General features: G+C 46.7%; 14 protein-coding genes and 1 other annotated feature. All 14 genes read left to right on the forward strand.

Features of this window, described 5'->3' with window-relative positions; genetic code table 11:
• The first annotated feature begins 7 nt into the window (after nt 1-7).
• The 14 genes from mcsA (at nt 8) to HUG20_RS00715 (ending at nt 15,143) form a co-directional block, all read left to right on the forward strand.
• Complete coding sequence (gene mcsA / locus HUG20_RS00650; protein ID WP_200086856.1) at nt 8-550, forward strand: protein-arginine kinase activator protein McsA; 543 nt, start codon at nt 8-10, stop codon at nt 548-550.
• The gene (mcsB, locus tag HUG20_RS00655) at nt 550-1,638 is read left to right on the forward strand and encodes a protein-arginine kinase McsB (RefSeq protein WP_200086858.1); all 1,089 of its coding nucleotides are present in this window, start codon (nt 550-552) and stop codon (nt 1,636-1,638) included. The genes mcsA and mcsB overlap by 1 nt, the downstream gene beginning before the upstream one ends.
• Nucleotides 1,635-4,091 carry an ATP-dependent Clp protease ATP-binding subunit gene (locus tag HUG20_RS00660; protein WP_211199997.1) on the forward strand — a complete coding sequence of 819 codons (2,457 nt, stop codon included), beginning with the start codon at nt 1,635-1,637 and terminating at the stop codon, nt 4,089-4,091. Before mcsB ends, HUG20_RS00660 begins: the two co-directional genes overlap by 4 nt.
• Before the next feature lie 90 nt (nt 4,092-4,181).
• Nucleotides 4,182-5,567, forward strand: a complete 1,386-nt coding sequence (gene radA, locus HUG20_RS00665; RefSeq protein WP_200086860.1) for a DNA repair protein RadA — start codon at nt 4,182-4,184, stop codon at nt 5,565-5,567.
• An 18-nt stretch (nt 5,568-5,585) separates the two neighbouring features.
• Entirely contained in the window at nt 5,586-6,659 is a 1,074-nt protein-coding gene (gene disA / locus HUG20_RS00670) for a DNA integrity scanning diadenylate cyclase DisA (protein WP_200086863.1), read from the forward strand.
• 151 nt (nt 6,660-6,810) lie between these two features.
• A complete protein-coding gene (locus tag HUG20_RS00675) occupies nt 6,811-7,929 on the forward strand; it encodes a PIN/TRAM domain-containing protein (RefSeq protein WP_200090329.1) in 1,119 nt (372 codons plus the stop codon).
• A gap of 390 nt (nt 7,930-8,319) precedes the next feature.
• Nucleotides 8,320-9,036, forward strand: a complete 717-nt coding sequence (ispD, locus tag HUG20_RS00680; protein ID WP_200086865.1) for a 2-C-methyl-D-erythritol 4-phosphate cytidylyltransferase — start codon at nt 8,320-8,322, stop codon at nt 9,034-9,036.
• Complete coding sequence (ispF, locus tag HUG20_RS00685) at nt 9,014-9,487, forward strand: 2-C-methyl-D-erythritol 2,4-cyclodiphosphate synthase (protein ID WP_200086867.1); 474 nt, start codon at nt 9,014-9,016, stop codon at nt 9,485-9,487. Before ispD ends, ispF begins: the two co-directional genes overlap by 23 nt.
• Before the next feature lie 73 nt (nt 9,488-9,560).
• The gene (gltX, locus tag HUG20_RS00690) at nt 9,561-11,036 is read left to right on the forward strand and encodes a glutamate--tRNA ligase (protein WP_200086869.1); all 1,476 of its coding nucleotides are present in this window, start codon (nt 9,561-9,563) and stop codon (nt 11,034-11,036) included.
• A gap of 106 nt (nt 11,037-11,142) precedes the next feature.
• Nucleotides 11,143-11,353 (forward strand) — a binding site (T-box leader).
• A 61-nt stretch (nt 11,354-11,414) separates the two neighbouring features.
• Nucleotides 11,415-12,065: a serine O-acetyltransferase gene (gene cysE, locus HUG20_RS00695; protein WP_200086871.1), complete on the forward strand. Its 651-nt coding sequence runs from the start codon at nt 11,415-11,417 to the stop codon at nt 12,063-12,065.
• 7 nt (nt 12,066-12,072) lie between these two features.
• Complete coding sequence (gene cysS / locus HUG20_RS00700; protein WP_200086874.1) at nt 12,073-13,479, forward strand: cysteine--tRNA ligase; 1,407 nt, start codon at nt 12,073-12,075, stop codon at nt 13,477-13,479.
• The gene (locus HUG20_RS00705; RefSeq protein WP_200086875.1) at nt 13,476-13,889 is read left to right on the forward strand and encodes a Mini-ribonuclease 3; all 414 of its coding nucleotides are present in this window, start codon (nt 13,476-13,478) and stop codon (nt 13,887-13,889) included. The genes cysS and HUG20_RS00705 overlap by 4 nt, the downstream gene beginning before the upstream one ends.
• Nucleotides 13,876-14,631: a 23S rRNA (guanosine(2251)-2'-O)-methyltransferase RlmB gene (gene rlmB, locus HUG20_RS00710; protein WP_200086877.1), complete on the forward strand. Its 756-nt coding sequence runs from the start codon at nt 13,876-13,878 to the stop codon at nt 14,629-14,631. The genes HUG20_RS00705 and rlmB overlap by 14 nt, the downstream gene beginning before the upstream one ends.
• Entirely contained in the window at nt 14,628-15,143 is a 516-nt protein-coding gene (locus tag HUG20_RS00715; RefSeq protein WP_200086879.1) for an NYN domain-containing protein, read from the forward strand. The genes rlmB and HUG20_RS00715 overlap by 4 nt, the downstream gene beginning before the upstream one ends.
• Nucleotides 15,144-15,147: the final 4 nt, after the last annotated feature.

Here is a 15,147-nt window from a genome sequence, read left to right on the forward strand (position 1 = left end):
TGGGTTCGTGCAGTGCCAGGAATGTAATCAACGCCAGGCAACCCTGCATTTCACGAAGATTGTTAATGCGGAAAAAACAGAGATGCATTTATGCGAAGTGTGTGCCAAGGAAAAAGGCGATGAATTCCCGGGTTCAAATAGTTACTCCATTCATGACCTCCTGTCTGGTTTATTGAATGTAGACCCAAACACGAGTAATGGCGCAGGCTATTCCCAGAAGGTGCAAAAAGAATTTGCCTTGCAATGTCCAAAGTGCGGGATGAATTACAAAGATTTTATAAACAATAGCCGCTTTGGTTGTTCTTATTGCTATCAAGCGTTTAGTGGCAAGCTTGACCCAATTCTTAAACGTGTGCATGGGGGAAATCATACACACACCGGAAAAATTCCGAAACGACAAGGCGGCAGGCTAAAGTTGCAAAGAGAAATATACTCATTAAAAACGAAAATGCAAGAGCATATCGATCGTGAGGAATTTGAGCACGCCGCTGAGGTTCGCGATAAAATTCGGGAGTTGCAAGAGACTAAGGAGAAGGAGGAGGGGCAGTAATGTCTTTGGAGCAATTTATCTCTCATGCAATCAGCCCGTGGATAAAAGATCCCGGTCCTGATGATGACATTGTTATGAGCACTCGCATTCGGCTAGCCAGAAACCTTGAAGATTTCCCCTTCCCTTCTTCTACTTCCCAAGATGCGGCGAGGGCACTCTATAAACATGTTTATGAGCGATTGTCCCAAACAAGCGAGGAAATGGTTGGGAAATTGATATGGTTGCCGATGGATGGACTTTCAAAAATTGAAAAAACCGTTCTTGTCGAAAAGCATTTAACGAGTCCGCAGCTTGCACAAGAATCTAAGCAAGGTGCTGTTGTATTGAATAACGATGAAACGATTAGTATGATGGTAAATGAGGAAGACCATTTAAGAATCCAATGTTTATCTCCCGGCTTTCAATTATCCGAAGGCTATAAATCTGCAGATAAGCTTGATGATTGGATTGAATCCCATGTAACCTATGCGTTTGATGAAAAAAAAGGATATTTAACGAGCTGTCCCACAAATGTGGGCACAGGTATGCGAGCTTCGGTTATGATGCATTTGCCAGCGCTTGTCACCACGCAACAATTAAATCGAATTTTGCCTGCCGTCAGTCAGTTGGGACTTGTTGTTAGAGGAATTTACGGGGAAGGCAGCGAAGCTAGAGGGAACCTGTTCCAAATCTCTAACCAGATGACGTTAGGCAAATCAGAAGAGGATATTATTGAGGAATTACGCGGCGTTGTGCTCCAACTGATCGAAAGGGAGCGAAACACCCGACAGGAGTTGCTTAAACACAGTCAATTACAGCTTACTGACCAGGTTCATCGCTCCTATGGTATTTTGGCAAACAGTCGCATCATAGAATCGAAGGAAGCTGGCAATCACCTGTCCACGCTTCGGTTAGGGATCGATTTGGATTTAATCCGTGGCATAGAGGGTAATATCCTTAATGAGTTGATGGTTTTAATTCAGCCTGCGTTCCTACAACAGTTTGCAGAACGGGAATTAACAGCCGATGGCCGCGATGAACGACGGGCAACGTTAATTCGCGAAAGATTAAAGCTTGAAAATATACAAGACGGAGGTGGCGAAACATGATGTTTGGCCGTTTTACAGAGAGAGCACAAAAGGTACTCGCGCTCGCCCAGGAAGAAGCTGTGCGGCTTGGCCATACAAATATTGGGACCGAGCATATCCTGTTGGGTTTGCTTCGTGAAGGTGACGGCATTGCCGCTAAAGCCTTGCAGGCCTTAAATTTGGGACCCGACCAAGTTCAACAAGAAGTTGAGAACCTTATAGGACAAGAAGCAAACGGAACAATGAAAAAGCAAACGCCCCATTACACGCCCCGTGCGAAAAAAGTAATCGAACTATCCATGGACGAAGCGCGAAAATTAGGCCACTCTTACGTAGGCACCGAGCATATTCTCCTCGGCCTGATTCGGGAGGGCGAAGGCGTGGCAGCACGTGTATTGAACAACTTGGGTGTAAGCTTGAACAAAGCCCGTCAACAAGTGCTGCAATTACTTGGCAGCAATGAATCTTCCGGCAACAATGGCCAGCAGGGAGGAAGTGCGGCAGGAGGAACTGTGAACACGCCTACCCTTGATGGTCTGGCTCGAGACCTTACGGCAGTCGCAAAAGAAGAGAGCCTGGATCCGGTCATTGGCAGGGAGAAAGAAATTCAACGTGTGATTCAAATCCTTTCGAGACGGACAAAAAATAATCCGGTGCTAATCGGAGAGCCCGGTGTAGGTAAAACGTCCGTAGCCGAAGGGTTGGCACAATCGATTATTTCTAATGAAGTTCCGGAAACCTTACGTGGCAAACGGGTAATGACCTTGGATATGGGAACCGTCGTTGCCGGCACGAAATATCGCGGGGAATTTGAAGATCGATTGAAAAAGGTGATGGAGGAAATTCGCCAAGCAGGGAACGTTATATTATTCATCGATGAGTTGCATACATTAATCGGTGCAGGTGGTGCAGAAGGGGCAATTGATGCTTCCAATATTTTGAAACCGTCATTGGCACGCGGAGACTTGCAATGCATTGGCGCAACAACCCTTGATGAATACCGCCGTTATATCGAGAAAGATGCGGCTCTTGAACGTCGTTTCCAACCTATCCATGTTGATGAACCTACATTGGAGGAATCCACGCAAATCTTGAGCGGCTTGCGTGATCGCTATGAAGCGCACCATCGGGTAACGATTACGGATGAAGCGATCGAAGAAGCAGTAAGAATGTCCGATCGCTATATTTCTGACCGATTCCTCCCTGATAAAGCGATTGATTTGATCGATGAGGCAGCTTCCAAAGTTAGGCTTCGTTCTTATACCGCTCCGTCAGACTTGAAAGAAAGGGAACAAAAGCTTGAAGAGACACGCAAGGAAAAAGATGCGGCGGTTCAGAGCCAAGAATTTGAAAAAGCAGCCTCCCTTCGTGATAGTGAACAACGCCTTCGCGAAGAACTGACCGAACTCAAGAACGAATGGAAAGAAAAGCAAGGCCAAGAAAATACAGAGGTGGCCATGAATGACATTGCCGAAGTCGTTGCCAGCTGGACGGGAATTCCTGTTACGAAATTGGCTGAAGAAGAAACCGAACGTCTTTTGCGAATGGAAGATATCCTGCACGACCGGGTTGTCGGGCAAGATGAAGCCGTTGATGCGGTTTCAAAAGCGGTACGCCGTGCCCGTGCTGGCCTGAAAGATCCGAAACGCCCCATTGGGTCCTTTATTTTCTTGGGACCTACCGGTGTTGGGAAAACCGAATTGGCCCGTGCCGTTGCGGAAACGCTCTTTGGGGATGAAGACGCGGTTCTCAGGATCGACATGTCCGAGTATATGGAAAAATATACGACGAGCAGGCTAGTAGGTTCGCCGCCGGGGTATGTCGGTTATGATGAGGGCGGTCAACTTACGGAAAAAGTCCGCCAACGTCCCTATTCCGTCATTTTATTGGATGAAATTGAAAAAGCGCATCCGGACGTCTTTAATATCTTGCTTCAAGTATTGGAAGACGGTCACCTTACGGATTCCAAGGGTCGAAAAGTAGACTTTAGAAACACAGCTATCATTATGACCTCCAACGTAGGAGCCGCGTCACTGAATAACAAATACGTTGGGTTTACGACCAATACGACAGATCAAAAGCACATGGATATGAAAACGAAAGTCATCGACGAATTAAAGAAAACGTTCCGACCTGAATTTCTAAACCGAATTGATGAAACGATTGTGTTTCATAGCCTTGAAAAGAAACACATTAGGGAAATCGTTGGTTTAATGGCCAATGAACTGAAAAAACGGCTAAATGAACAAGAAGTCAACTTTGAACTTACCGATGCAGCGATGGAAAAAATCGCCGATGAAGGTTTTGATCCCGATTACGGGGCGCGTCCGCTTCGCCGTGCTTTGCAGAAGCAAGTGGAAGACCGCTTATCCGAAGAGTTGTTAAAAGGCAACATCGAAAAAGGACAAACAGCGGTTATTGCTTACAGAGACGGTGAGTTTGAAGTTCAGCTAAAGTCTAAAGTAACAACGTAAGTATGAAGCCGGGTTTTTCCCCGGTTTTTCTTTTCATGGAACGGTTTTAGCCAGGCAATGGTTCCATATGACTTAAGAAGGGGGAGAATGATGGCGAAAACAAAAACCAAGTTTGTTTGCCAGGAATGTACGTATGAATCCCGGAAGTGGATGGGCCGTTGCCCTTCATGCCAGAATTGGAACACGCTAGTAGAGGAGATGGAATTGGATGAGCCAAAACGTACCAGTGGTACGGTGCGTTCCGTCGGCAGTAATCGCCCGCAAAAAATCAGTCAGATAAACAGCCAAGACGAACCGCGAATGACAACGAAATTATCAGAATTAAATCGTGTTTTAGGCGGGGGAATTGTTCCCGGCTCCCTGGTTCTTGTCGGAGGCGACCCCGGCATTGGCAAGTCAACGCTGCTTTTGCAACTTTCCGCACTGTTGGCAGAAGACGGAAGGAAAGTGTTATATATATCCGGAGAGGAATCGGTAAAACAAACAAAAATGCGTGCGGATCGTTTGAAGGCAGGAGCGGATGCCTTGTACGTGCTTACCGAAACCGATACTTCATTGATTGATCGAGCAGTGGATATGGTTGAACCGGACGTGTTGATCATAGATTCCGTTCAAACGATGCAAACGCCGGACATTGCCTCTGCCCCCGGAAGCGTTGCACAAGTGCGCGAGTCGACATCTGCTTTTATGAGCATGGCAAAATCCCGGGGCATTTCGGTGTTTGTTGTTGGACATGTGACGAAACAAGGGTCGATTGCAGGACCGAAAATGCTGGAACATATGGTGGATGCGGTTCTATATTTTGAAGGGGAGCGGCACCATACGTTTCGAATTTTGCGGGCAGTGAAAAATCGCTTTGGTTCTACAAATGAAATTGGCATATTTGAAATGAATGAAGAAGGTTTGCGGGAAGTGTTAAATCCGTCGGAAATTTTCTTGGAAGAGCGTTCGGAAGGGGTGGCGGGTGCAACTGTTGTGGCCTCCCTTGAAGGAACCCGCCCCGTTTTGGTGGAGCTGCAAGCCCTCGTTGCCCCGACTAGCTATGCCAATCCCCGGCGTACGGCAACCGGTGTTGACCATAACCGTGTTTCCTTGCTGATGGCGGTATTGGAAAGGCGCGTGGGAATGTTGCTTCAAAATCAAGATGCTTATATTAATGTTGCAGGCGGCGTAAAATTGGATGAACCGGCCGTAGATTTGGCATTGGCGACGAGTATCGCTTCGAGTTTTCGCAATCAAGTGACACGTCCGACTGATGTTGCGATCGGTGAAGTAGGCTTAACAGGGGAAATCCGCAGGGTCTCCCGTATTCAGGAAAGGGTAAAAGAAAGCGCGAAACTAGGGTTTGACCGATGCATCATTCCGGAAAAAAATATGGGTGGTTGGAAAGCTCCCGATCAGATGACATGTATAGGCGTTGGTTCCTTGGAAGAGGCATTGGATGTGATGCTTGAACAACGGGCGAAAACTTGGTAATAGGAAGTGAAACAAACGATGAGTGACCGCGATCGTAATCATTTTATCAATCATGTATTTCCGTTTCTTGCACCCGGAACCCCCTTCAGGGAAGGGGTGGATAATGTATTGCGTGCGAGGACCGGAGGGCTGATTATTGTCGGATTTAGCGAGAATGTTGAAAAAATTGTGGATGGCGGCTTTGAGATTGAAGCAGCGTATTCCCCTGCCCAGCTCTATGAATTGGCAAAAATGGATGGGGCCATTATCCTCAGTAAAAATGTTGATACCATTCTTTATGCAAATGTTCAACTTGTGCCGGATAGCAAAATTCATTCAAATGAAACCGGGATGCGCCACCGTACGGCAGAACGTGTGGCCAAATCTACCGGGGAGCTTGTGATTGCCATTTCTGAACGTCGTCACGTCATTACCTTGTATCAAGGAGATCATCGATATGCGCTCAAGGATATGGGCGTCATTTTAACAAAAGCGAATCAAGCCATTCAAACATTGGAAAAATATAAGACTGTATTGGATCAGAGCATTACGAATCTCGGTGCCCTTGAATTTGAAAGGCTCGTCACTTATCAGGATGTTTCGCAAGTTCTCCATCGTGTGGAGATGGTCTTGCGAGTGAAGCGAGAACTGATTACTTATGTGCATGAATTGGGGAATGAAGGTCGGCTCATCACGATGCAACTCAATGAAATTTTGACGAACGTGGAACGGGAAGCGTTTTTGCTTTTGAAAGACTATGTGAATCATAAAGAAACAGATGCCTCCGAAGCATTTCGCGAATTACAAATCTTATCGGAGAAAAAACCGTTAAATGATGAGTTGATTCTACAGCTACTCGGGTATATAGGACCTCTCGAAAATCAGGAAAGAATATTATCTCCGCGGGGATACCGGTTGTTGCATCGAATTCCGAGGCTTCCCTCCATGATTATAGATAATATTGTCGAACATTTCAGCACTTTGGATGCGATTAGCAATGCGAATTTAATCGATTATGGAAAAGTGGAAGGAATTGGGGAAACAAGAGCGAAATTAGTAAAGGAGGGGTTGGAACGCGTGCAAGAGCAAATGTTTATCGATCGTTATATTTAATCTTTTTGTGATGAAAATGTAAAGCGTAAACTGATAGTATGGGGATACATTCCCCGGAAGGGGGTGATGCTTCTTCGAAGAAAGCAAATTTGAGATTCAAAGGTTAGACGGAAAGCTTTTTGGCAATAATGAAAAGAGGGAGGTGAATGATATTTTAAAACGAATGGTGCAAGTGTTTTTTGTCGTTATTGGTGGAGCCCTTGGTTTTATATTTATGTCCGAAATTATCTCATCATTGAACATGCAACTACCTGCCTGGTTGATGAATGAGTATGTAGGTGGAAGCGTTGGTGCACTGTTATTCTTTATTTTATCCATGTGGGTGGCTGATCCGATTGTTCGCGTGTTAAGTGTTGTCGAGGAAGCGATTATAAAAGCACCGATTACAAATGTGTTATTTGGCACCATAGGATTGATGTTTGGATTGATCGTTGCCTTTTTGATTGGGCTTCCGTTGGGAGAAATTCAAATTCCGGTGATCAGCCAAGTCGTACCGATCTTTATGACGATTATTTTAGGGTACTATGGTTTCCGCATTGGTTCCCAAAAGCGAGATGAAATTGTTGCCCTTGCCGGCGGGTTAGGCAGGAGCGGTAATAAAGAGCGTAAAAAAGGGGATGGCCGTGCGGGCCTTAATGAAAATGAGAGCGAACGGCCGTCGGTTCCCATAAAAATTTTTGATACTAGTGTGATCATTGATGGACGCATTTCTGATGTTTGTCGGACACGTTTTCTGGAAGGGACGATTGTTATTCCCAAATTTGTGCTTGATGAACTGCAACATATTGCGGATTCCTCCGATGCTTTGAAACGGAATCGGGGCAGAAGGGGCCTTGATATTCTTAATCAAATTCAGAAGGAAAGTTCTGTTGAAGTGAAAATTGAGGATATCGATTTCGAAGATGTAGATGCTGTTGATAGCAAGCTCGTTAAATTGGCGCAAAAAACCAATGGCGTTGTGGTAACGAATGATTTTAATTTGAATAAAGTGTGTGATTTGCAGGGTGTCGGTGTACTAAATATTAACGACCTTGCCAACGCGGTCAAACCGGTTGTTTTACCCGGGGAAGAAATGTCCGTGCAAGTGATTAAGGATGGAAAAGAAGAAGGCCAGGGCGTCGGCTATCTTGACGATGGCACGATGATTGTCATCGAAGACGGGCGTTCCTATATCGGCCGTCAATTGGATGTCATTGTGACGAGTGTGTTGCAAACGAGCGCCGGTAGGATGATTTTTGCAAAACCAAAATTACTTGAAAAAGCACTTTAGTTCTCATTGTTTAATGCCCTGATCGTGATAAGGTTGGTGATCAGGGCATTTTCTTATGGTCATGCCTGCTCCTCTGTGGCGGTTGCTTTTCAGCCCCTTTCAGTTGTATCATAAAGTGAAACTTCTATCGGAGGGGCTTTTCCTCTGAGGGAGGAAGTCGGCTAAATCCGTCACGTCCTGTGGCAACGCCGACACTAGCACATCCTGTGCGTCGGAACAATCGGGGTGTTAGTCGCCCGTTTTTCCGGAAATCAGACATCGGAAGCCGGAATTCGGAAGATTATTTCTTGAAAAAGGTCTTTCCGACCTCTAGCCTCTGAAATCTGATCTCTGGAATAGCGGACGCTTACCACCGGGATGAAGATTGTTATTACAAGGAGCGGGAAAAGGATGGCATATACGGTAATCATACCGGCAGCCGGGCAAGGAAAGCGTATGAATGCAGGGGCGAACAAGCAATTTTTAAATCTCCAAGCAGTTCCGCTTATCGTTCGTACGCTGCAAATATTTGAAAATGACGAAGCCTGTGAGGCAATGATTGTTGTTGCTAACAAAGATGAAATGATAGAGATGAAACGATTATTCACGGATTACGGATTAAGAAAAGTGACAGCACTCGTTCCCGGCGGCCAGGAACGACAAGAGAGTGTATATGCCGGCTTGTTGGAGCTCAATCAACCGGAAGGCGTCGTTCTGGTTCACGACGGTGCCCGTCCGTTCGTCCGTCCGGAAGAGATTCGAAGACTTGTGGCCGAGGTTGGGGAAACACAGGGGGCTGTATTAGCGACGAAGGTGAAGGATACCATTAAGAAAGGGTCTCGCGAGCAAATGGTGACAGAAACATTGGCACGCGAAGAACTTTGGTCCGTCCAAACCCCGCAGGCATTCCCTCACAAGCTGTTAAAAAAAGCGCATGATGTCGCAAAAAAGAAAGCTTTTGCAGGGACGGATGATGCTAGCCTTGTTGAACATATAGGGGGAAAGATTCGAATCGTCCCCGGGAATGAAGAAAATATAAAGTTAACGACGCCGTATGATATCGGTATTGCCGAAGTGATACTCAAAAAAAGAGAGGAAGATCAGCATGAGAATCGGGCAAGGTTTTGACGTTCATGCCTTTGCGAAAGACCGGCCGTTGATTATTGGCGGTTTGTCTATTCCGTATGAGTACGGGTTAAAAGGACATTCCGATGCTGATGTTTTGTTACATGCCATTGCCGATGCATGTCTGGGTGCCATTGGCGAAGGGGACATCGGTCGTCATTTTCCGGATACGGATCCCGTCCATGCCGGTGCGGATTCAGCCAACATATTGGAAGAAGTGTTTGTGTTGGCGGAGAATAAAGGGTATACGCTCGTCAACTTGGATGCAACGATTATTGCCCAGAAACCGAAAATGGTTTCTTACATATTACCGATGCGTGAAAGGATTGCCAAGCTTTTCCGTGCGGATCTCTCTCAAGTGAATGTGAAGGCGACAACTTCCGAACGGCTTGGATTTGCCGGTCGTGAAGAAGGCATTGCGGCAATGGCGGTTATTTTACTGGAAAGCAAATAATATCGTTCATGTTTCATCTATGGTACAATCTTTGCAAGAGAAATGGACGTAAGGGAATAGGAAGGTGTTAGCGATGACACAGGAAGTCCGGGTTCGGTTTGCGCCAAGTCCAACGGGGCATTTGCATATCGGCGGCGCTCGGCAAGCGCTTTTTAATTATTTATTCGCCCGGCATCATAACGGTAAATTTATCGTGCGGATTGAAGATACGGATCAAGCGCGGAACATCGATGAAGCGACGGATAAATTAATGGAGAGCATGAAATGGCTCGGGTTGGATTGGGATGAAAGCATCGAAAACGGTGGCCCCTATGCCCCTTATCGGAGCAGTGAACGATTCGACATTTATGCCAAATATATCGAACAATTGCTGGATGAAAATAAAGCCTATCGTTGCTATATGACAAGCGAGGAACTTGAAGCAGAGCGGGAAGCACAAATCGCACGAGGAGAAATGCCGAAGTATAGCGGCAGGGACCGTGATTTAACGAGGGAACAACAAAAAGCGTACGAAGAAAAAGGCATCAAACCGGTGGTGCGTTTTCGCGTTCCCGACGCCAATGAAGTTCCCACTGTTGTCGTCAGTGATGTTATTCGCGGGGAAGTGAGTTTTGAAACGGATGGGATTGGTGATTTTGTCATCGCCCGTTCCGACAGGGTGCCAACCTATAACTTTGCGGTCGTTGTTGATGATTATTTGATGAAAATATCCCACGTGATTCGCGGAGAAGAACATTTATCCAATACCCCGAGGCAAGCCCTGATATACGATGCATTTGGATGGGAACAGCCTTATTTTGCCCACGCGCCGTTAATTCTTAACGAAGACCGGCAAAAAATGAGCAAGCGGGAAGAATCAATTATGCAATTTGTCGAGCAGTATCGGGATTATGGTTATTTGCCGGAAGGCCTTGTCAATTTCCTCGCATTGCTCGGATGGTCACCAGGCACTGAGGAAGAAAAATTTACTGTCGATGAATTGATTGAGAGGTTCTCCCTCGAGCGTGTGTCAAAAGCCCCGGCGGTGTTTGATAAAGACAAACTTGCCTGGATGAACAACCAGTATATGAAAGAAGTGGACCCCGACCGATTGACGGAGCTTGTGATTCCCCATTTGCAAGAGGAGGGGTTACTGAGTCTCTCCTATACGGAAGAGGACTGGGACTGGTTGAAGAAACTTGTAGAAATTTATCAAGAGCAAATGCACTACGCCGAAGAATTTGTTTCGTTAGCTTCCTTATTTTTCCAACCATCGATTGATTACGAGGCAGATGCTTTACATGTGCTAAACGAAGCCCATGTTCCCGAGGTGATGACAACACTGTCTGCACAGTTGGACGATGTCGAAGCCTTTGAAGCGTCGGAGATAAAAAAAGCGGTCAAAGCGACGCAAAAGGAAACCGGCCATAAAGGGAAAAAATTATTTATGCCGATTCGAGCGGCAGTTACAGGCCGAACTCACGGACCTGAATTGCCGAAAGCCATTGAATTACTCGGGAAGGAAACCGTACAGGCAAGATTAGCCGATGCGTCGCATATAAAACAATAATGTGAAACTTCCTAAAGGAAGTCGGCTGAATCGTCATATCCTGTGGCGACGCCAACATCAGCACCCCCCTGCGCACCGGAACTAATCGGGGTGCTACACTGATAAAAACCGAACGTTGACAAGGAAGAGTAATCGATTGTGTTTCTTTCCAGAGACGGCTACAGTGGTGGAAGTAGCCGAAGGAGCCATCGATGAATGCCCCTTGGAGTCTTTCGTTGAAGATCTAAGTAGGCGAAAGCGGCTCACGGCCGTTAATCCGTATGAGGGGAGCCTTATTGGCTCTAACAGGGTGGAACCGCGTGAAAAGCGTCTCTGTGCGTTAGGCACAGAGTTTTTTTATTTGGGAAGAATTTTTTTCATAAGGGGTGAGGGGGAACTATGTGGCGAACATTAAAGCGTGACATCGATGTTGTTTTTTTGCGTGATCCGGCGGCAAGAAACCGTCTTGAAGTCATATTGACGTACGCTGGCGTTCATGCGGTTTGGAGCCATCGCTTTGCTCATTGGCTTTGGAAAAAACGCCGATATCTCTTGGCCCGGATCGTCTCGCAAATCAGCCGTTTCTTTACCGGTATTGAAATCCATCCAGGAGCGGTCATTGGAGAGCGTTTGTTTATTGACCATGGCATGGGGGTCGTTATCGGGGAAACGTGTGAAATCGGCAACGATGTTACGATCTATCAAGGCGTGACTTTGGGGGGGACCGGCAAGGAAAAAGGGAAAAGGCATCCGACGATTGAAGATCATGTGTTGTTGGCGACGGGCGCCAAAGTGTTAGGTTCGATGCAGATCGGGCATCATTCCAATATTGGTGGCGGAGCTGTCGTTCTTAATGAAGTGCCGCCCAATTCTACTGTCGTCGGTGTCCCGGGGCGTGTCGTTGTGCAGGATGGCGTGAAGGTGAATCAGGATCTCCAACACCATCTACTGCCCGATCCCGAGGACGATCGCTTTACGGCCTTGGAGAAAGAGGTGGAGCGGTTACGTTTGGAATTGAAGGAGCTCAGGAAGAAAGAAGAACAGGAGTGAAAAAACGATGGCTGTACAAATGTACAACACGTTAACGAGGCAAAAAGAAACCTTTCAACCTCTCGAAGAAGGAAAGGTAAAGATGTATGTCTGCGGCCCGACGGTTTATAATTATATTCATATCGGAAACGCCAGATCTTCGATCGTTTTTGACATGATCCGGCGCTATTTGATCTACCGCGGCTATGATGTGCAGTATGTCACGAATTTTACCGATGTTGATGACAAAATAATTGATGCCGCTAAAGAATCCGATGATGATGTTTTTGCACTGGCCGAGCGGTTTATCCGTCAGTTCCATGAAGATACATCGGCATTGGGGGTGAAACGGGCAGATGTTTATCCGCGTGTAACGGAGACAATGGCTGATATTATCACTTTCATCGAAGCAATCATTGATAAAGGATACGCGTATGAAGCCGAAGGAGACGTTTATTTTAAAACGAAGGCTTTTCCCGATTATGGAAAGTTGTCGGGGCAATCCACCGACGACCTTCAAGCGGGTGCCCGCATCGAAATTGGCGAGCAAAAGCAGGATCCTTTGGATTTTGTATTGTGGAAAAAGGCAAAAGCCGGGGAAGTGTCCTGGGACAGTCCTTGGGGCCAAGGGCGACCCGGTTGGCACATCGAATGCTCGGCGATGGTAAAAAAATATTTGGGAAGCACGATTGATATCCATGCCGGTGGGCAAGATCTCATGTTTCCCCACCATGAAAATGAAATCGCGCAATCGGAGTCTTTGCTGGAGGAGCCGATGGCGAACTATTGGCTTCATAACGGCTATCTTCAGATTGACAATGAAAAGATGTCCAAGTCGCTCGGTAATTTCGTACTCGTCAACGATTTGGTCCAACAACACGATCCCGAAGTGGTCCGTTTCTTTATTTTGCAATCGCATTATCGGCACCCACTTAATTTTAATGCTGAGTTGGTGGAAGCCGCAGGGGCCGGATTGGCAAGGATCCGCACGTTTTTGGAAAATGTGCGGCATCGTTATCGCGCGAGTGCGGATTTTGCCGGAAGCGAGCAGTGGCTAAAAAAGGTTGCGGAGTTTAAGGATCGGTTTATTAGAGAGATGGACGACGATTTCCACACGGGAAATGCGATGACGGTTTTATTTGACTTCGTAAAAGAAGGGAATCGCTATTTGCAAGAACCTCATACGTCAAAAGACGTATTGCAAAAGATGCTGGATGCATTTGCGGAGTGGGGAGACGTGCTAGGTATTTCTTTTTCCGTCGAAGAAGAGCTGTTGCCCGACGATATCGAAAATTATATCGAACAACGAAGAGAAGCGCGGACACATAAAAATTTTCAGGAAGCCGACCGTATTCGAGATTTGTTAAAAGTAAGGGGTATCGAGCTTGAAGACACCCCGCAAGGCACGCGTTGGAAGCGAGTGTCGAAATCATGAACGCCATTGATCCTGCCCAGTTAAATGGTCTGGCACTCGCGTATATCGGGGATGCTGTCTACGAGTTGTATACACGCACCCATTTTTTGCAGGCAGGGTATACGCGTGCCCAACAGCTCCATCAGAAAACGACGTCTTACGTGAGCGCGAATGCACAGGCCAAACACTTGCATCGTTGGTTGGAGAATCAACGGTTGAACGCGGATGAGGAGATTATCGTCCGCCGCGGCCGCAATGCAAAATCGGGAAGCATCCCGAAAAATACCGATGCGTTTACGTATCGATACAGTACCGGCTTTGAAGCTCTGATTGGCTATCTGCACCTTTGCGGTCGTCATGAACGGTTAAAGAGTTTATTGTCGGAAATGCAAAGCACTTGGGAGGAGGAGAGTGGCGATGAACGAGAATGAGTGGTTAACCGGCCGCAACCCTGTCCTCGAAGCGCTTCATTCTTCTGCATCCGTTCAGAAAATTTGGGTGGCACAAGGAGTTAAGAAAGGGGCTATACAGGGGCTGGTCTCCAAAGCAAGAGAAAGAAACATTGTCATCAAGTATGTGCCTCGAAAAAAAATAGACCAGTTGACCGGCGTTCAAAATCATCAAGGCATTGCAGCTTCGGTTTCGGCTTATGCCTATGCGGATATGGACGCGCTGTTTGATCGTGCGAACCAAAAAGGACAAGCGCCTTTTTTTATTCTATTGGATGGCATTGAGGACCCGCAAAATTTAGGAACGATATTGCGCAGTGCGGATGCAGCAGGCGCTGACGGAGTCATCATCCCCAAGCATGGGGCAAGCGGCCTCACCGGTGCGGTAGCAAAGGCGTCTACGGGTGCTATTGAACATGTCCCGGTCGTAAAAGTGACAAATCTCGTGCGGACGATGGAACATTTGAAAAAGGAAGGGTTTTGGGTGGTCGGAACGGATGCCGATGCGGAAGCCGACTACCGTGAACTGGATGGGGACATGCCTGTTGTTTTGGTCATTGGCAGTGAAGGAAAAGGAATGAGTCGTCTCGTGAGAGAATCCTGCGATTTTTTATATCGGATTCCGATGTCGGGTGCAGTTTCTTCCTTGAATGCCGCCGTGTCGTGCAGTCTCCTGATGTATGAAGTGCAGCGGAAACGTCATCCATTGGGAGGTGCAACGTGAAGAAAGAGATCGTGCTCGTCGACGGTTATAACATCATCGGAGATTGGCCGGAATTAAAACATATCAAGAAATATTCGCTCATAGAAGCGCGGGATTTGCTCATTGGAAAAATGGCAGAGTATCAAGCCGTGACAGGGAGGAGCGTGATTATTGTTTTCGATGCCCATATGGTGCCGGGTACGGGGAGCAAAAATAAACACCACCGTGTAGAGGTCGTCTATACCCGCGAGCGGGAAACCGCGGATGAGCGTATTGAAAAACTCGTAAGTAAACTGAAAAATGTCGAAACACAAGTCTATGTCGCCACTTCGGATTATGTGGAGCAGTCAGTGACATTTGGAAGTGGCGCTCTTCGCACGTCTGCCCGTGAGTTAAGAATACAAATGAATGATGTTGAACAACATGTCGCCGAACGGGTCTCGCGGGTGAAAAAAGTAAACGACTATGGGAATCGTGTCATATCTAAAGAGGTCGCTGAATATTTTGAAAAGTGGCGTCGAAATAATCAATAAGTGA

The organism is Salicibibacter cibi, assembly GCF_016495865.1.
Taxonomy (GTDB): Bacteria; Bacillota; Bacilli; order Bacillales; family Marinococcaceae; genus Salicibibacter; species Salicibibacter cibi.